This window comes from Pantoea cypripedii (assembly GCF_011395035.1).
Classification (GTDB): Bacteria; Pseudomonadota; Gammaproteobacteria; order Enterobacterales; family Enterobacteriaceae; genus Pantoea; species Pantoea cypripedii_A.
In genome coordinates this window covers 457,546-478,159 of the sequence record NZ_CP024770.1, presented here as the reverse complement: position 1 = coordinate 478,159, position 20,614 = coordinate 457,546, and the positions used below count along the sequence as shown (strand labels likewise).

The 20,614-nt window shown below is 52.3% G+C and carries 22 protein-coding genes and 1 pseudogene; 18 read left to right on the top strand and 5 right to left on the bottom strand.

The window, feature by feature from the left end:
• The first annotated feature begins 12 nt into the window (after positions 1-12).
• The 6 genes from nifV to CUN67_RS25465 all read left to right on the top strand — a co-directional run bounded on the left by nifV (position 13) and on the right by CUN67_RS25465 (position 3,826).
• A complete protein-coding gene (nifV, locus tag CUN67_RS25490) occupies positions 13-1,155 on the top strand; it encodes a homocitrate synthase (RefSeq protein WP_208718265.1) in 1,143 nt (380 codons plus the stop codon).
• Position 1,156: 1 nt separating this feature from the next.
• Positions 1,157-1,414, top strand: a complete 258-nt coding sequence (locus CUN67_RS25485) for a nitrogenase-stabilizing/protective protein NifW (protein ID WP_208718264.1) — start codon at positions 1,157-1,159, stop codon at positions 1,412-1,414.
• Entirely contained in the window at positions 1,411-1,848 is a 438-nt protein-coding gene (locus tag CUN67_RS25480) for a nitrogen fixation protein NifZ (RefSeq protein WP_208718263.1), read from the top strand. The genes CUN67_RS25485 and CUN67_RS25480 overlap by 4 nt, the downstream gene beginning before the upstream one ends.
• Positions 1,849-1,853: 5 nt before the next feature.
• Positions 1,854-2,633 (top strand): nitrogen fixation protein NifM, encoded by a 780-nt coding sequence (gene nifM, locus CUN67_RS25475; protein WP_208718262.1) that lies wholly within the window; start codon positions 1,854-1,856, stop codon positions 2,631-2,633.
• A gap of 255 nt (positions 2,634-2,888) precedes the next feature.
• Entirely contained in the window at positions 2,889-3,431 is a 543-nt protein-coding gene (locus CUN67_RS25470) for a type IV secretion protein Rhs (protein ID WP_208719481.1), read from the top strand.
• Positions 3,432-3,436: 5 nt separating this feature from the next.
• Positions 3,437-3,826 (top strand): putative T6SS immunity periplasmic lipoprotein, encoded by a 390-nt coding sequence (locus tag CUN67_RS25465; protein ID WP_208718261.1) that lies wholly within the window; start codon positions 3,437-3,439, stop codon positions 3,824-3,826.
• A gap of 283 nt (positions 3,827-4,109) precedes the next feature.
• Here the strand turns inward: CUN67_RS25465 and CUN67_RS25460 are convergent, their stop codons facing one another.
• The gene (locus CUN67_RS25460) at positions 4,110-4,991 is read right to left on the bottom strand and encodes a LysR family transcriptional regulator (protein WP_208718260.1); all 882 of its coding nucleotides are present in this window, start codon (positions 4,989-4,991) and stop codon (positions 4,110-4,112) included.
• Between the two features lie 106 nt (positions 4,992-5,097).
• Here CUN67_RS25460 and CUN67_RS25455 point away from each other — a divergent pair, with 106 nt between their 5' ends.
• From CUN67_RS25455 to CUN67_RS25435, 5 genes are read left to right on the top strand one after another with little or no spacing between them, the layout of a single operon-like run.
• Entirely contained in the window at positions 5,098-6,063 is a 966-nt protein-coding gene (locus CUN67_RS25455) for an agmatinase (protein WP_208718259.1), read from the top strand.
• 15 nt (positions 6,064-6,078) lie between these two features.
• A complete protein-coding gene (locus CUN67_RS25450) occupies positions 6,079-6,807 on the top strand; it encodes a transporter substrate-binding domain-containing protein (RefSeq protein WP_208718258.1) in 729 nt (242 codons plus the stop codon).
• A 12-nt stretch (positions 6,808-6,819) separates the two neighbouring features.
• Positions 6,820-7,491, top strand: a complete 672-nt coding sequence (locus CUN67_RS25445; RefSeq protein WP_208718257.1) for an amino acid ABC transporter permease — start codon at positions 6,820-6,822, stop codon at positions 7,489-7,491.
• Positions 7,488-8,264, top strand: a complete 777-nt coding sequence (locus tag CUN67_RS25440) for an amino acid ABC transporter ATP-binding protein (RefSeq protein ID WP_302882790.1) — start codon at positions 7,488-7,490, stop codon at positions 8,262-8,264. The genes CUN67_RS25445 and CUN67_RS25440 overlap by 4 nt, the downstream gene beginning before the upstream one ends.
• Complete coding sequence (locus CUN67_RS25435; RefSeq protein ID WP_208718256.1) at positions 8,254-9,222, top strand: agmatinase; 969 nt, start codon at positions 8,254-8,256, stop codon at positions 9,220-9,222. The genes CUN67_RS25440 and CUN67_RS25435 overlap by 11 nt, the downstream gene beginning before the upstream one ends.
• A gap of 60 nt (positions 9,223-9,282) precedes the next feature.
• Here the strand turns inward: CUN67_RS25435 and CUN67_RS25430 are convergent, their stop codons facing one another.
• The 4 genes from CUN67_RS25430 to CUN67_RS25415 form a co-directional block, all read right to left on the bottom strand.
• A complete protein-coding gene (locus CUN67_RS25430) occupies positions 9,283-11,844 on the bottom strand; it encodes a bifunctional diguanylate cyclase/phosphodiesterase (RefSeq protein ID WP_208718255.1) in 2,562 nt (853 codons plus the stop codon).
• A 570-nt stretch (positions 11,845-12,414) separates the two neighbouring features.
• The gene (locus CUN67_RS25425) at positions 12,415-12,630 is read right to left on the bottom strand and encodes a YdgH/BhsA/McbA-like domain containing protein (protein ID WP_084878987.1); all 216 of its coding nucleotides are present in this window, start codon (positions 12,628-12,630) and stop codon (positions 12,415-12,417) included.
• 137 nt (positions 12,631-12,767) lie between these two features.
• The gene (locus tag CUN67_RS25420) at positions 12,768-12,977 is read right to left on the bottom strand and encodes a YdgH/BhsA/McbA-like domain containing protein (protein ID WP_013508023.1); all 210 of its coding nucleotides are present in this window, start codon (positions 12,975-12,977) and stop codon (positions 12,768-12,770) included.
• A gap of 187 nt (positions 12,978-13,164) precedes the next feature.
• Positions 13,165-13,695 (bottom strand): flavodoxin, encoded by a 531-nt coding sequence (locus tag CUN67_RS25415; RefSeq protein ID WP_208718254.1) that lies wholly within the window; start codon positions 13,693-13,695, stop codon positions 13,165-13,167.
• 46 nt (positions 13,696-13,741) lie between these two features.
• On the opposite strand from CUN67_RS25415, the gene CUN67_RS25410 reads away from it, so the two are divergent.
• The 7 genes and pseudogenes from CUN67_RS25410 to CUN67_RS25380 all read left to right on the top strand — a co-directional run bounded on the left by CUN67_RS25410 (position 13,742) and on the right by CUN67_RS25380 (position 20,610).
• Positions 13,742-13,909, top strand: coding sequence for a hypothetical protein (locus tag CUN67_RS25410; protein ID WP_208718253.1), 168 nt, complete (start codon positions 13,742-13,744; stop codon positions 13,907-13,909).
• A 133-nt stretch (positions 13,910-14,042) separates the two neighbouring features.
• Positions 14,043-15,530, top strand: a complete 1,488-nt coding sequence (locus CUN67_RS25405) for a PAS domain-containing protein (protein WP_208718252.1) — start codon at positions 14,043-14,045, stop codon at positions 15,528-15,530.
• The gene (gene nifA, locus CUN67_RS25400) at positions 15,527-17,098 is read left to right on the top strand and encodes a nif-specific transcriptional activator NifA (RefSeq protein ID WP_208718251.1); all 1,572 of its coding nucleotides are present in this window, start codon (positions 15,527-15,529) and stop codon (positions 17,096-17,098) included. The genes CUN67_RS25405 and nifA overlap by 4 nt, the downstream gene beginning before the upstream one ends.
• A 146-nt stretch (positions 17,099-17,244) precedes the next feature.
• Positions 17,245-18,648 carry a nitrogenase cofactor biosynthesis protein NifB gene (gene nifB / locus CUN67_RS25395; protein WP_208718250.1) on the top strand — a complete coding sequence of 468 codons (1,404 nt, stop codon included), beginning with the start codon at positions 17,245-17,247 and terminating at the stop codon, positions 18,646-18,648.
• Positions 18,645-19,160: a nitrogen fixation protein NifQ gene (locus CUN67_RS25390; protein ID WP_208718249.1), complete on the top strand. Its 516-nt coding sequence runs from the start codon at positions 18,645-18,647 to the stop codon at positions 19,158-19,160. Before nifB ends, CUN67_RS25390 begins: the two co-directional genes overlap by 4 nt.
• 208 nt (positions 19,161-19,368) lie before the next feature.
• A pseudogene (locus CUN67_RS25385) lies at positions 19,369-19,568 on the top strand (nitrogen fixation protein NifQ); the annotation flags it as partial.
• Between the two features lie 274 nt (positions 19,569-19,842).
• Positions 19,843-20,610 carry a DeoR/GlpR family DNA-binding transcription regulator gene (locus CUN67_RS25380; RefSeq protein ID WP_208718248.1) on the top strand — a complete coding sequence of 256 codons (768 nt, stop codon included), beginning with the start codon at positions 19,843-19,845 and terminating at the stop codon, positions 20,608-20,610.
• Positions 20,611-20,614: the final 4 nt, after the last annotated feature.

Sequence of the window (20,614 nt, the reverse complement as noted above, 5' to 3'; positions counted from 1 at the left end):
AAGGAAACGAAGATGTCCAGGGTGTTGATTAACGATACTACGCTGCGGGACGGGGAACAGAGCCCGGGCGTCGCGTTTCGTGCCAGTGAAAAAATCGCTATTGCTCAGGCGCTGTTTGACGCAGGCGTCACTGCGCTGGAAGTCGGCACGCCGGCCATGGGAGAAGAAGAACGCACCCGCATTCAGCTGGTGCGCCGCCATTTGCCCGAGGCCACGTTAATGACCTGGTGCCGGATGAACCGCGAGGAAATCCGCCAGAGTGCCGATCTCGGGATGGACTGGGTCGATATCTCCCTGCCAACGTCCGAGAAGCTACGCCAGTACAAATTGCGCGAGCCTCTGCCGGTGCTGCTGGCCAGGCTGGCTGAGTTAATCAGATTTGCCAGCGACCTCGGCATGCAGGTCTGTGTCGGCTGCGAAGATGCGTCGCGATCCAGCGATGACGATTTGCAGCGGGTGGCGCAGGCCGCGCAGGAAGCCGGTGCACAACGGTTACGCTTTGCCGATACCCTCGGCGTGCTCGATCCCTTCACCACCGCCGCCCGTATCACCACCCTGCGCAGCTTCTGGCCCGGTGAGATCGAAATGCATGCCCACGACGATCTGGGGCTGGCAACCGCCAACACGCTGGCGGCTGTGCAGGCCGGTGCCACCAGCGTCAACACCACGGTGCTGGGACTGGGCGAGCGTGCAGGCAATGCGGCGCTGGAGACGGTAGCGCTGGGCCTCAGTCGTTGTCTGGAGATGGACTGCGGCGTCAATTTCCGCATGCTTCCGGCGCTGTGTCAGTCGGTGGCGGTTGCTGCGCAGCGCATCATTGATGTCCAGCACCCGCTGGTGGGTGACCAGGTTTTTACCCATGAATCCGGCGTCCATGTCGCCGCACTGCTGCGCGACCGCGAGAGTTATCAGGCCATCGATCCCGAGCTGGTGGGACGCGAGTATCGCCTGGTGCTGGGTAAACATTCCGGACGTCAGGCGGTGGATGGGGTGTTCAGCAAAATGGGATACCGGTTAGATACGTTGCAAATTGACCTGATCCTGCCTGCCATACGCCGTTTCGCCGAAAGCTGGAAACGCATCCCGCAGGATTACGAACTGATCGCCATTTACGACCAGCTTTGTGGAGAAACTGCTCAGACACTAAGGGGTTAATATGCAATGGTTTTATCAAATCCCGGGGGTCGAGGCACTCGATACGGCGGAATCCTTTTTCGAGTTCTTTGCCGTTGATTACGATGCCGCACGCCTGAAACCCTGCTGTCTGCCGGTGTTACGCGATTTTCACCAGCGACTGCGCGACAACGTCCCTCTGCAAAACCATCTGGAAGCGGAACCGCGTGGGCCATGGCTGCTGGCGCGCCGCTTGCTGACGGAAAGCTATCAGCATCACCTGCACGGGAGCCAGACATGAGAGCAAAATATGCGTTAGGTGACGAAGTCAGGGTGATCCGCGCGATCCGTAATGACGGCACCATGTATGGTTACGCCACCGGTGAATTGCTGGTACGGCGCGGCAGTACCGGCTTCGTGCGTGGATGCGGCACCTTCCTGATGGACCAGATTATTTATCAGGTCCATTTTCTCGATACCGACATGATCGTTGGGTGCCGGGAGCCGGAAATGATCAGCGCAGCGGCAGCCTGGCATGCGGGCCATTTTCAATTCGGTGACAGCGTGACCTCGCGTCATATCCTCACCTCCGACGGCAAGGTGGTCGTTCGCGCGGGAGAACGAGGCCGCATCGAGCGTACCGACCAGGGCGAAAAGGGGGAAATTTATACGGTGATGTTTGGTGAACGCTGGTTTCAGGTGCCCGCCAGCGCCATCAGGCTGCTGGAGGAATAACACTCGTGGCTGAACTTTGGGAACGTTTTTCCCGGCAACAGCTGAGTCAGTCGCGCTGGCAGTGCCTGCCGGAATCCATCCCCGCCAGTGAACAGGCAGAGTTTAACCAGCTCTGGCAACGCCAGCGGCAGCTGGAATATGCGGTGGTTCGGGCAACGGGTGACGACAGGATCCCTGAAACCGTTATCGCCAGCGTGACAATGTCACTTAATTCCTCCCTGGCGCAGTCCCCGTTTAGCGATGATGAGCGGGCCTCCATCATTCGCCACCACGCCCGCATGGAAATGCAGCTGGCGCGCGTGGCCGGGCAGGCACCCGTTCCTGATGATTTACAGGTGCTGGCCTGGTACCAGCGTCATCAGGAGAAATTTATGCGCCCGGAGCAGCGTCTGAGCTGGCATCTGCTGCTGACCACGGAGAATGAGGATGCGGCGATACGCAAGCAAATCCAGCACCTCCACCAGCAGATAAGCGCATCCCGGCAGGCGTTCAGCACCCTCGCGCAACGCTACTCCCATTGCCCGAGCGCGCTGGAAGGAGGACGTATGGGCTGGATCAGCCGGGGATTACTCTTTCCGGAACTGGAAAGCGTGCTGTTTCAGATGAAGCCGAACGCCGTGAGTCAGCCCATTGAAACGGCGCTGGGCTGGCATTTGCTGTGGTGTGAACTGATTCGCCCTCCCGCCCCAATGGAACGGGAAGCTGCCCTGGCGCAGGTACGCACCCTGCTGCATCAGCAGAACCAGCAACGCTGGCAGCGGCAATGGCTGCAGCATCTGCTGTAATCATTAATTCCACGGCCGGTGATTGTGAGCAAATGGCGTAGTGAGTTTCTGCCCATGTTGGTGACAGGAACAGTTAACTCATTCGAGTAAGTTATTCTTCATTATTGGCACCATGGTAAAAATATGATTTTTTCGTTCGGTTATATGTCTGACGTTGTCATTCAAGTGAATTATTTCTAAAAATAAGACATGAAACATAGACTGCGTTAAAAAAAGATGCAAGGATGCGGACAAAACAACATGGAAGACAGAAATATGGATGATCAGGCAGAGGAAGGCTTTCTGAGACGCATGACGCTCGGTGAAATTAAAATGGCGCAACGAATTTACGGCAACGCAATAGTTTACAGCCGTGTCTGGATTCATTGTGACAGTTATTTACCGTTCGGATTACAGAAGCAAAATTATGCTATGACGCCTAATGGAGAGTTATGGTATAGAAAAGAAATGTATAGAGAAGATTTTTCTGCAAATTTAGTTATCCTGGAAGATAAATATTTATTCATTCATGAGCTTGGTCATGTATGGCAACACCAGCAAGGACAGTGGGTGAGGTTAAGAGGTATTTTTAGTTGGGCGGCTGAGTACAACTACGAACTTAACAGGAAAAAACTGATTGATTACTCCCTTGAACAACAGGCATCTATTTTAGCAGATTACTGGCTACTACTGGTATACGGTTTTGATAAATGGCACTACTATCAACGGCAGGGCCGAATGGGACAGTACAGAGGTAATGATAACGCCAAAGATATTCCTTCACTTTATCATCGTATTGTTACAGGTGGGGGGAATTGATATCCATGAAGAAATTTATCGTATTGGCAACGGCATTCTTATTATCCGGTTGTCCTGGTCCGGGGGACAGAATGGTATCACGTTCGTCAGCAACGGCGACATTGAAAGAGAATAACGTTTGCATCCTGTCCCCGATGAAACCAGGGGAACAAATCATCGCTGTACAAATTTACAGTGACAAAGACGAAAAATTAATCAGGACGTTTGAAGCAAAACCGGTTTATGTGGCGCGTGGTGGATGTCTGCCCGTATTTGATTATTCATTCATATCGGGGCAGAAGTATTCAATCGCTTATGATGTGATGTCTGTAAATTCAGGTTCACATCTAATTACTGTAGAGTTTTTAAAATATATCGACTCATCTGGGAATATCAAGGTGAGAAACGCTCATTAATGTCTGACTTTGCATCGCACCACATAATCCAGTGTTTATTTAGCCAATTCAGCTGACAGATATGCACCGTTATCCACGCGTGCACCGGTGATTTGTAAGAGGCACTGGCCTGTTTAGCCTGAGCGGCGATTTTAGCTTCTGCGCCATCCAGGTGCGGAAGATGCTGCAGCAACGCTGGCAGCGGCAATGGCTGAAGCAAATGCTGATATGAATTTATGATGAAACAATCGCAGGAAGCCGCATCAGTCATAATAAAAGCCACTGGCAGCTCCGGTCCGGGCGTTTACAGAATATGTTGTGCCCGACGCAGTTCAGCAATCATTTGTTCCGCTGCCGGTGATTGCGGATAGGCGGCGTGAGTGACCGCATAGTGGGTCACGGTCCATGTCGGAGAGTCCGGCACCTTCACCAGGGGAATACACGCCTGCATCAGTTGTGCATAATGATGCGGCAGAATCCCCACCACATCTCCGGCGGCAATCAACATCGCCACCGCTTCGATACCCACCGCTTCGGGTCCCCGGTTCAGGTGCAGCCGGGCCAGTGCGTCTTCGACAAAGGGTTGCTGCGCCCGATACACCAGCGGCAATTGCCTGGCGCGCAGTTCATGACCCGCCAGGGTGTACAGGCCGTGGGACTCGGCAAACAGTTCTGCGTAATGCAGCGAAGGCGTTTTCTGATAATCCATCACCCCTTTGATAGCAATATCCAGCCTTCGGTCGAGCAAGGCCTGAATCAGTTGTGACGCCGCCATGACGCTGAGTGACAGCTGTACCTGTGGTGCTCGCTGGCGCAAGGCGCGTAATGCCTGTTGCAGATGTGAAGCACTGTGGCTGATCACGTTATCGGTAATCCCCATGACCAGCGGCCCTGAAATCACGCCCCGACTGGCATCCATCGCCGGGAAGATGCGATCCAGTGCGCCAAGCGCTTCACGCGCATAAAGCAGCGCCGACTCGCCCGCCGCCGTCAGTTCGAAACCTTTCGGCCCGCGGGTACAGAGCGCGGTGCCGAGCGTTTCTTCAATCGATTTAATCTGACGGCTGATGGTCGCTTTGGTCATGTTGAGAGAGTTTTCAGCAGCAGAAAATCCGCCAGATTGCGCCACAACGCAGAATATTCTCAGGGCGCGTAAATCTTTTTCGTTCAGTGTCCGGGGTTTCATGGTTGCTGTTTCCGTAACCGTGATTGCAAATAAGATCAGTTTTCCTGGTGAAAAAGCCTACCTACACTCGCCTCAGTTCGTATTTCGCCAATACCAGGAAATCATTATGTCTTTACCGTTAACAGTGCCACCGCAAACTAATCATAAATCACTGCTGTTTTCCGAATTAGCCCTTGATCTCGATAATTTGCAAGCACATTTTGCCGTGCTGGGCGTGCCTTATGGCGCGGCTTATACCCCGCAGGACTACAACAACGACCAGGTACGCGCCCCCACCGCCATTCGTCAGGCATCAGACCGGGTGATTCGCGGTCCCGAGCGCTATGACTTTGACATTGATGGCCCGCTGCTACAGGGTCGGGATGATGTCCGCTTTGTCGATTGTGGCGACGTGCCTGCCGATCTTGACGATCCGCGTGGTCATTTCGTTCGTGCAGAACAGGCGGTACGCAAAATTCTCGCAGCGGGTGCCATCCCCATCGTTTTAGGGGGCGACCACGGTATCACCAACCCGATTCTGCGTGCCTTTAATGACCAGGGGCCAATCACTATCGTGCATCTCGATGCGCATCTCGACTGGCGTGATGAGGTCAATGGCGTGCGCGATGGTTTATCCAGCCCGATGCGTCGTGCGTCGGAGCTGCCGTTCGTGCAAGACATCATTCAGATTGGCATGCGTGCGTCAGGCAGTGCGCGTCAGGAAGAAGCCGATTACGCCCGGGCATGGGGTGCCAAAATTATCACCGCTTATGAGCTGCACGACCGCGGTATGGACGCGGTGCTGGGGCAAATCCCGGACGGTGGCCGTTATTACCTGACCATCGACGCTGACGGTTTTGATCCTGCCGTGATGCCCGCCGTGGCAGGCCCGGCACCTGGCGGCGTGACCTTTGTTCAGGCCCGTAAACTGATCCATGGATTAGTGAAAAAAGGACGCGTGGTTGGGATGGATATTGTGGAAATTCAACCCGCAAAAGACGTGCATCAGCTCTCCTGCATGACCGCAGGCCGTCTGGTGCTCAATTTAATTGGTGCGGCCATTCGCGCCGGGTATTGCGACAGCAACCTTTAATCTTTTGGAGGACGTATGACTCTTCGTTCACTTCTGCTCAGTGCGCTCCTGTTTTCCTCATTATCTCAGGCCGCCGAACCCATCCGTGTGGCGATTGACCCAACCTTCCCACCGATGGAGTTTATTCAAAACAACCAGCGGACCGGCTTCGATGTTGACTTAGCGGCCGCGCTGTCAAAGCAGATGGGACGCCCGCTGGTGTATACCGATATGGATTTTAAAGCGATGGTGCCGTCAGTGCTGGCAGGTCGTCAGGATATTGTGTTGTCCGCAATTTACATCACCGATGACCGCAAGAAAGTGGTGGATTTCACCGACCCGTATTTCTCCGCAGGCCTGGTGGTGATGGTGAAAAAAGGCGATACGCGGATCAAAACGCCGCAGGATCTGGCTGGCAAGCGTGTCGCGGTGCAGGTCGGGACCAAGTCGGTCAAAGTCATGTCTGATGAGTTCCCGAGCGCGCAGACGGTAGAAGTGGAAAAGAATGAAGAGATGTTTAATGCGCTGGAAGCGGGCCGTGCTGATGCGGTCGTCACCGGCAAACCGGCGGCGCTGTTGTACAGCAAAACCCGTGGCACCACGCAGATCCTGGCGGAGCCGGTGACGCATGAAGAATACGGTATCGCTGTCAGCAAACGTGAGCCGGAATTGCGTCAGCAACTGAATGATGCGCTGAAAGCCATCAAAGCCAACGGCACTTATGATGCGTTGCAGAAAAAATGGTTTGGTAACGCAGGGCAATAAGCCGGGGTGAGCATGGTTGAATTTGATTTTACTCCGGCGTTTGCCGCCTGGCGCGATCTGCTGGCAGGTGCCTGGGTGACGATTGAAGTCACCCTCTGCGCCCTGCTGATCAGTTGTTGCCTGGGAACCTTAATCGGTCTGGGGAGGCTTGCTCCCCAGCGTAAGCTGGTGTGGTGGTTCTGCAACAGCTACGTGGTTTTCGTGCGTGGCACCCCGCTGCTGGTGCAGCTGTTTATCCTCTACTTCGGTCTGCCCTACTTCAATATCGTTATCCCCGCCTTTGTCTGCGGCATTATCGGGCTGGGATGTTATTCCGCCGCTTACGTCTCAGAGCTGGTACGGGGTGCGATTTTGTCTATCGACCGGGGACAAACCGAAGCGGCGCGCTCGATGGGCATGTCCGGTGCGCAGGCGATGCGGCTGATTATTCTGCCGCAGGCGCTGGTACGGATGGTGCCGCCGCTGGCGAATGAGTTTATCGCGTTAACCAAAAACTCGGCGCTGGTGTCCCTGGTCACCATCCACGACCTGATGCATGAGGGGCAAAAAGTCATCAGCGTGTCCTATCGTTCGCTGGAGGTGTATATCGTGATCGCCTTTATCTACCTGCTGATGACCAGCAGCACCATGCTGTTGTTGCGCGTGGTGGAGAAAAAGCTGCGTGCGGGAGGGATGGTGCAATGAACCCAGCCATCATTGAGGCGGTTAACGTCGAAAAATATTTTGACCAGCACCATGTCCTGAAGGGCATCAGCCTGTCAGTGGCGCGGGGCGAGGTGGTGGTGATTATTGGCCCGAGCGGTTCGGGTAAAAGCACGTTTTTGCGATGCTGCAATGGTCTGGAAGTCGCGCAGCAAGGCAGCATCCGCTTGTGCGGCCAGCACCTGTTGCAGAATGGGAAAATGTTGGCCGAGCCGGACCTCAATCTTCTTCGCCGTCAGGCTGGCATGGTTTTCCAATCGTTCAACCTGTTCCCTCATCTGTCGATTCTCGACAATGTGGCGATCGGGCCACACAAAATACTGAAACAAGGCCGGGCGTTTGCTCAGCAGCTGGCGATGCAACTGCTGGAAAAAGTGGGGCTGGCGCACAAAGCCCAGGCGATGCCTGCCAGTCTGTCCGGTGGACAAAAACAACGCGTCGCCATTGCCCGCGCCCTGGCTTTGCAACCAGAAGTGATGTTATTTGATGAACCAACATCTGCACTGGATCCCGAACTGACCACCGAAGTGCTTCAGGTGATGAAGCAGCTGGCCCAGGATGGCATGACGATGATCATCGTGACTCATGAGATGAATTTTGCCCGTGAAGTGGCCGATCGTCTGGTGGTGATGGAAGACGGAATGATTGTGGAACAGGGGCCGACACAAAAGCTGTTCTCTGGCCCGCAACATCCCCGAACCCGTGCGCTGTTGCAGCATGTGCGGGTAGTCTCAGGAGAAAATCATGAGCATTAATCTGCGCGGCAGCGAACGTCTGAACCGCGCATTCACCGGCATTCCCACTTTTCTGCGCGCCAATTACTGCCCCAGCCTTAGCGAACTGGATGCTTACGTTGCGGTCTTTGGCGTGCCCTTTGATGAAGGATCCCCCTGGCAGCCCGGTAGCCGTTTTGCGCCGCGCAGTATCCGCGAACATTCGATGCGTTTTGCACCAACCGGTTTTTTCGACATTTCGCGTCAGCAGCACTTTCTCACCGATGTGATAACCCAGGGCCGCCTGGTGGATGCGGGGGATGTGGATGTGCTGCCGACTAACGTGATCGGCACCCATGACAATATCAGCGCCATGACACAATTGATTCGCCAGCGTCAGGCGATACCGCTGGCGATCGGTGGCGACCATTCGGTGTCATGGCCGCTGATTCGCGGTATCCAGGAACCCTTGCATGTCGTCCAGTTTGATGCGCATCTGGATTTCGCCCCGGTCACTAACGGCGTGCATTACAGCAATGGTCAGCCCTTTCGCCATATCATGGCGTTGAGCCAGGTGCAGAGTCTGACTCAGGTGGGGATTCGCAGCCTGCGGGTACGTCCCTCTGAATTCAGCGATGCTACGGCACAGGGCAGCACCATTATTAGCCAGCAACAGTTTCGCCAGCGTTCGCCGCTGGCGCTGTTTGAACATCTGCCCGCGGGTGAAAAATGTTATATCAGCATTGATATTGATGTGCTGGATATGGCGCTGGTCCCCGGCTGTGCGTCCGCAGAGCCAAATGGCATGCGCTATGACGAACTGATGGCAGCCTTGCTGGCGCTGATCGGGCGAATGGAGGTGGTAGGTATTGATCTGGTTGAGGTCAACCCGCAGTTGGATGTGGCGACCGGGGTGACGTCTTATCTTGCCGCGCATGTGCTGGTGGAGTTACTGGGGCATCTGCTGCTGACGAGCTCCACCAGACTCGCGGGACGATAGTGACTCAGGATTGCCTTATCATGTAATAAACCATTCAGGAGCAACTAAAAATGCATCAGGCTATAAATCGGGATAGGCTTTGGACAATTGAGTAAGTCCGATGGGCTTCCCGATATGATACCCTTGTAAGGAATCACAGTTAAACTTCATTAATTGTTCCATCTGCTGTGCTGTTTCGACCCCTTCTGCGGTTACAATTAAAGAGTAAGCACTTCCAAGACTTATTAGATTTTGAATAATCTTCAGGGAGTTATCAGATTGATGCATTGCAAAGACAAATGATTTATCAAGTTTCAGGCCATCAAAGGGAAAATCGTTCAAATAACCAAAAGAAGCATAGCCGGAACCAAAATCATCAACATGAAACTTAATACCAAGCTGATGTAATTCATGCATTGTTTTTAATGCGTTCTCAGGGTTTTTGACCAGCGCATTCTCCGTGACTTCAATTTCAAGACGTCGACTTTCAAGGCCTGTGCTGTTAAGAATGTTACATACTCTTTCAGCCAGGTTGGCGTCGTTAAACTCCGAAGGGCTGATATTCACTGACACTCGCATGTTTGAAAAATAAGATTTCATATCCTGGCAGGCATGTTTTAATACCCAGTCGGTAATATCTTTTATCAGCCCGCTTTCTTCTGCCAAAGGAATAAATTGATCGGGGAAAACAACCCCCAATGTCGGATGATTCCAGCGAACCAGTGCTTCTACGCCGGTAACTTGTGACATTTTGGTATCGTAACGTGGTTGATAAACAAGTGCGAATTGTTCTGCATGGATAGCCTCCCTGAGTTGGTTTTCCATTTCACGCCGCTGAACAATGCTTTCGGATAAATCTTTATGGTAAAATTCATACTTATTACCCCCTCCATTTTTAGCTTTATAAAGTGCAAAATCCGCATACCTTAAAAGGTCGGTAATATTATCTGCATCCATAGGTGCTACAGATATACCCAGGCTTACGCCAATGACTATTTTGATACCATCGATATTAAAAGGTGATTTTATTTTTTCGATGATATCATTGCATAGTTCGTTTACCTGCTCGCGGGTAATATCAGACATAATAATAACAAATTCATCCCCCCCCAAGCGTGCGGTAAAGCCTGAATCACCAACACAAGCACGAAAACGTGATGAAACCTGATGTAATATGGCATCGCCAATTAAGTGACCGTATATATCATTTACGGGTTTAAATTTATCTAAGTCGATCATAATGACTGTTAATGGTTTGCTGCCATTAAGAGGAGTTTCAAGCTGACCAGATAAAAATCTTTTCATTTGTGCACGATTAGGTAATCCCGTCAGATCGTCATAAAAGGCAAGGTATTTTGCTTTTTCTTCGGCTTCAACTTCGAGAGTTACATCAGTTACCGTGCCGCGGAAACCTTTTTTACCAGGGGTCAATTCAACCCGACGTATTGAGAGATCACAATAACGGATACATTTTTGAGCTGAGTAGTAACGGCAGCGTGTCAGGGTTGTATATTCATCTAAAGCCAGAGATGTCTGTGGCGACTGGAGCAGCTTTTGTCCCTCAATGAGGAAATCCTGGAGTGAACGATCAATCCACAGGCTGCTACTGTAACCGGTAATGATTGAAAATCGCGAGGAGAGCCAGTTAAATTTTAAGTTATCATCAGTTTCCCAAATCCAGTCAGCTGTAGTTTCTGCCACATCGCGAAAACGTCGTTCACTGTCCAGTAATGCAATCTGGCTTTGCTGTAGCATGAAAATGTTTTCGTCCGAACTTTCCGCTATCCTGAAAACACTTCTTAATTGTACTATTGCGCTAAAGAACATGCCAAAAAACAATAATATCGTCATCGGTAATAACCAAACAATCAGTTCCCGTCCAGGCTCATCACTTTGCCATGTCAGAATGCCGTTACTACCGTTTGCTGGAACAGGAAGGATATTCGTCGCATTTTTATACACATCGCTCATTACATCATAATGAAGATTAGCGATACCATAATCTTCACCCATTTTATTGAGTTTAGCTCCGCTCATTTTGATAACGAACAGAAGAGTTGAGTATTGGTTAGAAGTCCTGCTGACAGTGCTGTCGCTGCCAGGGGTTATCCATGCAGCACTTATCAAAACAGGCTTACCCTGTGCCATTATAAATTGTGCTGAAGCAGCACCTCCGCTTTTATGCAGTTGGTCTTTTATCGCTTCACGTGGGTCCATTCCCATCCAATCCTGAATTGACTCAGTGCGCAAACTTCCATCAATAATGCTGTAAACGGTTTTTCCCTGAGGAGAAATAACAAAAATACCGTCATAGCCGAAGGTCTCATATAACGACGCCCCTAAATTCTGCTCTTTCCACGCCCAGTCGAGATTCACCTTCTCATGGAGGTTTTTATAGGCTTCCCCCCATATGGCATTATCTGTAGTGTGAGAAATGATGCTTTCTTGTTGCAACGTTATGATCTTCCTTAGCAGAAAAGCATCCTCAGCATCTGAACTGTTATTTAATTCATGAGCAATGAGAAAAATCATCAGCAATGTGATAACAAATCCTGACACCAGTAAAAACAACATTATCACCATCGGTTGTCTTAGCCGTTTACGACTGGGGTCAGAATAAATTCCCGGGTTGAATATTAACATAATTACAACCTTTCAATTGTGGCGTTAGAGTTATAAGTTCTTTCACAACAAGGAGTTATGTAGTTACCAATGTTTTATGTATTAAGCGTTTCTGAGTGTGCGCTCACATAAATCCTCGCTTGCCATAAGGTTATCGGTCATTTACTTGAGAGATTTATGGTCATTGATCGTAAAATTTTCATTCATGCTTTAACAGTAATTGTTCTCCGTCATTGACATAACCATAAAGAGTTATATTGAAGATTTAATTTTGCGTAAGTTTTTTAATTTGCCATGAAATTTAACAGGTTATCTGAAGCGTTGTGTTATGAGACAGTAAGTAATTGTGTTGATAATTAGCCTGCGAAAGGCGTTCATTATTTACTGGCAAAGAATTAGATCAGTCATTTATCGCTGATATCCTGATGCATACCGGCAGTTGGTTCACATTTAAGGGACCGCGGGCAGGTAAGAACCGTACAGAGCGCGTCTTCCGGGCGGTGCGTTCAGCTTTTGCGGGAGAGATATGAAGAATGAAAAAAAGGCCGCCTTGCGGCGACCTCTTCCGGCATTCCCCTGTACGACCATCCGTTATTTGTACAGTTCTGCGGTCATATGAACACGGTTGTTGGTGTTCGCTTCGGTAATTTTGTACTGCGCACCCTGCTGTGCTGCCTGAGCGGCGATTTTTGCTTCCGCACCGTCCAGAGTTGAAGAGGTCACGGAGATGCTCTGGGCAAAGCTGCCAAATGACATCAGTGAAAGAGCAGCGACAGCGGCGATGGACATGGCTTTGATAGTTTTCATGGTCTTAATCCTTAATTTGTCTGTTCAGAAGGCTGTGCGCCTTCGATGGAAGTAATAATAACCTTGGTTATCATTTCATAATTGATAATTAGTGCGACAACTGTGATCTGGCTAATTATCACTTCCGCGTTAACCGTTTATTTAGTCAGTTCAGCTGACAGATAAGCACCGTTATCGACGCGTGCACCGGTGATTTTGTAAGAAGCACCGGCCTGTTTGGCCTGAGCAGCGATTTTGGCTTCTGCGCCATCCAGGGTTGAGGCGGAAGCGGTGATGCTCTGTGCGAAGCTGCCGAAAGAAACCAGTGACAGGGCCGCAACTGCAACGAAAGTTTTGATAGATTTCATGGTCAATTCCTCAGAGATAATTTTTAGTGGGTGGGGCGTTGTGCCCCGATGTGAGAGAGAATAGACCTGTTGACCGGTGAGTAAAAGCTGAGTGATCTGGTGAAGAAATTCAAAAAATTTGATTAACATCTGCGCAATGAATTGCGCCGCTACAATGATATGCAAACACTGTCGCGGCGCGATCCGCTTACACCATCACCGGCCTGATGGCCTCCAGCCATGCATCCAGCCGTTCCTCGGTGAGGTCATATTGATTGTCCTGATCCAGCACCAGGCCAACAAACGCTCCCTCCTCCAGTGACGCCGAAGTCGTGAATTCATATCCCTGATTGGGCCACTGGCCGATCAACTGCGCACCACAGTTTTTCAGGGCGTCATAAAGCGGACGCATCCCGCTGACAAAGTTATCCGGGTAGCCAACCTGATCGCCGAGTCCGAACAGGGCCACGGTTTTACCGCTCAGGCTTGCTCCCTCAAGCTGTGCCATAAATTCTCCCCATGACGCCTCCTCACAACCGGCATTCATTCCCGGCAGTTGTCCATCGCCCAGCGTGGGCGTACCCAGTACCAGCACCGGATAGGAAAGAAAGGTCTCCAGAGAGATACGATTGATATTAACCGGTGCATCCGCCACATCCCCCAGTTTCCGGTGGATCAGCTTCGCAATCTTGCGGGTTTTACCCGTATCTGTGCCAAAAAAAATACCGACGTTCGCCATAGCGCGCTCCTGTGGAGTGAAAGTATCAGTCCCCTGGATATTGCGAATGCTGTGCCAGTTATCGAGCGTGCCGGTGTTGCACCGTGCTGCATCGCTGCGCACCAGCGTGATGCTTTTTTCGCCTGCACACTGGGGGTATCTGGCGTTGAACCGACGCATTCTGCGGGAAAAAAGCAGTGAAAAGCGGCGTAATCCCGATCTGGATCAAGGTTAAGGCGGGTAACTCACCTGTAAGGCTTACAGTTTGCATGGTTATTTCTCACTGCCACCGTCTGCTAACTCTGTCGGCAGAGTGGGACAAATTGTCATAACTGCGACACAACCGCACCTGAAATCCGGAGAGTGTGATGACTGAGAATATGATGATGGATGCCACTGCACCGCAAGCCATTGCACGAGGGCTTTCTCAGCAGCATCCCGGCCTGTTCCTGACCATGGTCGAACAGGCACCGATTGCCATCTCGCTGACTGACGCCGAGGCACGCATTATTTATGCTAACCCGGCCTTCTGCCGTCAGACCGGTTATGCGCTGGATGAATTGCTGCACCAAAATCCCCGCCTGCTTGCCAGCAAACAAACTCCGCGCATTATCTATGAAGATATGTGGCGTACCCTGCTTCTGCGTCAACCGTGGCGCGGGCAATTGATCAACCGCCGTCGCGATGGCAGCCTGTTTCTGGTGGAAATCGATATCACCCCGGTTTTCAATGCGTTCGGCAAGCTGGAACACTATCTGGCGATGCAGCGCGATATCAGCACCGGCTATGCACTGGAACAACGTCTGCGCAATCAAATGACGCTGACAGAAGCCGTGCTGAATAATATCCCGGCTGCCGTGGTGGTGGTGAATGAACAGGATCAGGTGGTGATGGACAACCTGACCTATAAAACCTTATGTGCCGATTGTGGCGGCAAAGAACTGCTGACGGAGCTGGATTTCTCCGCCCGCAAAAAGGAGTTTGCCGAGGGCGCGGTGATCCCCGTGGTGCTGTGTGGCGCGGTGCGCTGGCTGCGGGTGAATTGCTGGACATTGCCAGGTGTCAGTGAGGAAGCCAGTCGTTACTTTGTGGATAACAGCCCTACGCGCACGCTGGTGGTGATCACCGATCACACCCAACAACAACAGCAGCAGGAACAGGGACGGCTGGATCGCCTGAAACAACATATGACCACCGGCAAATTGCTGGCAGCGATCCGCGACTCACTCGATGCGGCACTGATCCAGCTCAACTGCCCGATCAATATGCTGGCTGCCGCACGACGCCTGAACGGTGCCGACCATAGTAACGTGGCGCTGGATTCCGCCTGGCACGAGGGAGAAGAGGCAATGGCGCGACTGCAGCGCTGCCGCCCTTCGCTGGATCTGGAACATGCGGCCCTGTGGTCACTGGATGATTTCTTTGCCGATCTGCGCGCGCTGTACCACACCCGCTATCAACAGGGGGATAACCTGCAGGTGACGCAGGACTCCCCTCACCTGGTGTGTTTCGGCCAGCGCACCCAGCTCCTCGCCTGCCTGAGTTTGTGGCTGGATCGCACGCTCGACCTGGCGGCCGGACTCGCTGATTTCAGCCTGCAAACCCAGATCTACGCCCGGGAAGAACAGGGCTGGCTGACCTTTTACTTATGCGACAACGTGCCGCTCAGGCATGTGCAGTACACCCACGCACCTGATGCGTTAAACGCGCCCGGAAAAGGCATGGAACTGCGCCTGATCCAGACGCTGGTAGCACATCATCATGGCGCGATTGAACTGACCTCCCCGTCCGAGGGAGGCTCCTGCCTGACCCTGCGGTTTCCCTTATTCGCTTCACTGACCGGAGGCTCCAAATGACCCAGCAATCTGAATCAGAGACCACGGTCTGGCGCTTTGACCTGTCCCAGCAATTTACCGCCATGCAGCGCATTAGCGTGGTACTCAGCCGGGCGACTGAAATAGGTCAGACGTTACAGGACGTGTTGTACGTGCTGCACAATGATGCCTTTATGCAGCACGGGATGATCTGTCTGTACGACAGTCAGCAGGAATTGCTGACTATTGAAGCGTTGCCGGAGGCCGATGTGTCCCAGCTTAGCGACAGCGCCAGAGTTCGTTATCGGGCAGGAGAAGGACTGGTGGGAACGGTGCTGGCTCAGGGCCAGTCGCTGGTGTTACCGCGTCTGGCTGATGACCCGCGATTTCTCGATCGGCTGGGGTTGTATGACTATAACCTGCCTTTTATTGCTGTCCCGCTGATGGGGCCAGACTCGAGACCGCTGGGGGTGCTGGCGGCACAACCGATGGCACGCACCGACACGCGTCTGCCCTCCTGCACCCGTTTTCTGGAAACAGTTGCTAACCTGGTGGCGCAGACGGTACGCCTGATGACACCACCTGCCACGCCCGCGTCTCGCCCGGTGACGGCTCAACCGGCTCGGGGGCGAAGTTGTGTACCAGCCCACAGTTTTGGCTTTGACAATATGGTGGGCAAAAGCCCGGCGATGCGGCAAACGCTGGAGATTATCCGCCAGGTTTCCCGCTGGGATACCACGGTGCTGGTTCGCGGTGAAAGCGGTACGGGTAAGGAACTGATTGCCAATGCGATTCATCACAATTCCCCTCGCTCCGCCTCGCCGTTCGTCAAGTTTAACTGTGCGGCATTGCCCGACACCTTGCTGGAGAGCGAGCTTTTCGGCCATGAAAAAGGTGCCTTTACCGGCGCAGTGCGCCAGCGCAAAGGCCGCTTTGAACTGGCCGATGGCGGCACGCTGTTCCTCGATGAAATCGGCGAAAGCAGCGCCTCGTTTCAGGCCAAACTGCTGCGGATATTGCAGGAGGGGGAAATGGAACGTGTCGGTGGCGATGAAACCCTGCAGGTGAATGTGCGCATCATTGCCGCGACCAACCGTAATCTTGAGGAAGAAGTTCGCGTCGGCAACTTTCGGGAAGACCTGTATTACCGCCTGAATGTGATGCCGATTGCACTGCCACCGTTGCGGGAACGTCAGGACGATATCGCCGAACTGGCCCATTTTCTGGTGCGCAAGATCGGGCAAAACCAGAACCGCACGTTGCGTATCAGTGACGGTGCCATCCGCCTGCTGATGAGCTACAACTGGCCGGGAAATGTGCGCGAGCTGGAGAACTGTCTCGAACGCTCGGCGGTCATGTCGGATAGCGGGTTAATTGATCGTGAGGTCATCCTGTTTAATCACCGGGAAGTCGCCCCGAAACCGCTGGTTGTCAGTGCCCCACGGGAAGACAGCTGGCTCGATCAGAACCTTGATGAACGCCAGCGATTGATTGCCGCACTGGAGAAAGCCGGATGGGTGCAGGCTAAGGCGGCACGTCTGCTGGGAATGACACCACGCCAGGTGGCTTATCGTATCCAGACTATGGACATCACCATGCCGCGTATCTGACACAAAATTGTGACGATCAACACATTGTCAGCTACAGGTGGGAATAATGACAAGAAATCCCGAATAGAAATAGTTGTATTTCAATGGATTATCCGCGGTACAAAAATTGCAGCAGGAAGATCAGACTACATCATCAAGGTAACGCCATGACTTCCTGCTCCTCTTCTGCCTGCCACGCCCCGACCAGTGAGATGCTGACCGATCTGGTCGCGGGTAAAGTTGCTTCGCATCCCTGCTACTCGCGTAGCGGGCATCACCGATTCGCGCGCATGCATCTGCCCGTGGCACCCGCCTGCAATCTGCAATGCAACTACTGCAACCGCAAGTTTGATTGCAGTAACGAATCCCGCCCTGGCGTCTCCTCTACCCTGCTGACGCCGGAACAGGCGGTCGCCAAAGTGCGCCAGGTCGCCACCGCGATTCCGCAGTTGTCGGTGGTGGGCATTGCGGGTCCCGGTGACCCACTGGCCAATATCCATCGCACCTTCAGTACGCTCGAACAGGTGCGGGAGGCGTTTCCGGACCTGAAGCTATGCTTATCCACCAATGGCCTGATGCTGCCGGATGCCGTTGATCGGCTGGTCGCGCTGGGTGTGGATCATGTGACGGTGACCATCAATACCCTTGACCCCGCTATCGCCGCTCAAATCTACGCCTGGTTGTGGCTGGATGGGGAGCGCTACAGCGGACGTGAGGCAGGAGAGATCCTCATCGCCCGTCAACTGGAGGGCGTGCGTCGGCTGACTGCGCAGGGGGTGCTGGTGAAAATCAACTCGGTGTTGATCCCGGGGATTAATGATCAGGCGCTGCCGGATGTCAGCCAGATGCTGCAAACCAGCGGTGCTTTTATCCATAACATCATGCCGCTGATTTCCCGCCCGGAGCATGGCACGATGTTTGGTCTGCAAGGCCAGCCTGAGCCTGATGCTGCGATGATCGCTGCCGTGCGGCAGCGCTGCGGTGAGATCATCCCGCAGATGACGCACTGCCATCAGTGCCGCGCGGATGCCATTGGGATGCTGGGCGAGGACCGTAGCCAGCAGTTTGCGCAGGTCCCGCAGCCGGAGCTGTCTCCGCAATCCTGGCTGCCCATGCTGTTCCAGCGGGCCAGGCTACACGCCAGCATTGCGACGCAGGGGGAATCGGATGAGGAAGAAGCCTGCCTGGTGGCCGTCGCCTCAAAGCATGGAGATGTGATTGACAGCCATTTCGGTCATGCGGATCGTTTTTACATCTACAGCCTGTCTGCTGCCGGTGTGGTACTGGTCAATCAGCGCTTTACCCCGAAATATTGCCACGGCAGCGACAGTTGCGAGCCGGAACAGGACAGTGAGGCACGCATGGGGGCGACTTTTGATCTGCTGGCTGATGTCAAAGCGGTGTTCTGTGTGCGCATGGGTTATACCCCGTGGCAAAAACTGGAGGCCCGCGGCATTCAGCCCTGTGTTGATGATGCGTGGCAACCGGTGACCGAAGCGCTGCACCGCTGGTGGCAGACATATCGCACCAATGTAAAGGCTATGCCGTTGCAAAATAAGGGGGTCGCATGACACCGCAACATCACTGGCTGTGTCGGCTCACCTCCCTTTATTTGCAGGGCCGGGGGAGTTATCCCCTGATGATGGGGCTTGGCGTGCAACAGTGGGCGCAGTTGCAGCGCCAGATTCCAGTCCAGCAACCTTCAATGGTTGCGGACACACTGCTGCGCCATCAATTGATGAGCGAACTGATTGCGACGCGTGCGGATGAACAGCAGCAGCTGGAATTATGGCTGGCGGAATATATTCATCCTGACGCCAGTCCGATGCATCGTATTATCGCCAGCGTCTCGCTGGCATTTAATCATTTGTGGGAGGATTTGGGACTGAGTTCCAGGGCGGAGCTGCGTCAGCTGATGGACGACTGTTTTCCCCCACTGGTGGCGATGAATCATAACAATATGCGCTGGAAAAAATTCTTCTATCGCCAGCGTTGCCTGCATGCCGAAGGTGAATTGATTTGCCGTTCGCCGAGTTGTGATGAGTGCTGTGAACGGGGGGTGTGTTTTGAGTTGCCATGTTAATGGAGGCAATCATGATAGGGAACAAGCTAATTTACCCGTTATGATAAGGGCAATGAATTATTGATTCGATTTTTTACTTGCATGTGCCATGAATGGTACGAATAAAGCCTATATGTACCACATAGAGAACACAGAAAAGGTCAAATAGGAAATAAGCTACGGCGTGCAATCTCTGCATGTAGGTCGATTGCTGGTGATCCACGGCCAAGGACTGAGCTCCAGGGCGGAGCTGCGTCAGCTGATGGCCGACTGTTTTCCCCAATGGTGGCGATGAATCATAACAATATGCGCTGGAAAAAATTCTTCTATCGCCAGCGTTGCCTGCATGCCGAAGGTGAATTGATTTGCCGCTCCCCCAGCTGCGATGAGTGCTGTGAACGGGGGGCTGTTTTGAGTTGCCGTGATTAATAGCCGTCATTATGTTGAAAAGAACCGATTAAACCCGCCAGCCTTATTTTCACAACTCACACCAGTATTTTCCACATCATCACATTTTTCACAAAATCATGTGAACGATGTTAATCGACAAATTTATTATCTTTCAAACAATTAACTCATTTCGTGCGCTGCCGGTTATGTGATGCAGGTCATTCATATGTGAATTAATGTGGGAGAGAATGTACTCATTCAGTGAACACGAGCATGATGTCATTGATATCGATAGTTTAGTTAAGGTGACAGCATGATCCCGAGTGAAAGGCAGGACTTTATCTACCGTTATGTCTATGAGAACCGGACCGCATCCATCAATGCGCTGGCGGATCTGATGAACGTTTCGCATATGACCATACGACGGGATATCCAGCTGCTGGAACATGAAGGCAAGGTCGTTAGCGTCAGTGGTGGCATCAAGCTGAATGACGTGCTGCGTCATGAAATGCGCTATAGCGATAAGGCACTTATTCATCACCGCTCAAAGCAGATTATTGGCAAAGCCGCTGCGGAATTGGTCGATGATGGATTGGTTATCTACGTAGATGCAGGGACAACCACGTTCGAACTGGCTAAATACCTTGGGGAAAAATTCAATACCACTATCATTACCAATGATTTTTCCATCAGCCAGTATTTAATGAATAAGGCGCAAATAAATCTTTTCCATACTGGCGGCCTGGTCGATAAACGAAATTTTTCATCCGTCGGAATCAGTGCGGCCAACTTTATTAAGACGCTGAATGTCGATATTGCCTTCATCAGTTCAAGCTCGTGGGATGCTGAAAGAGGAATTTCAACCCCTTATGAAGAGAAAGCGATAGTTAAACAGGCAGTTATTGAAGTCTCAAGAAAGAAAATCCTCGTCGCAGATAGCAGTAAGTATGGGAAATACGGATTATATTCCATTTGTCCGTTAAACAAGATGGATACCATTATCACCGATTCTTATCTTCCTCTGGAAGCGCAGGGAAAAATCAAAAACCAGAATGTAGAGCTGAAATTGGTTGATATCTAATTAA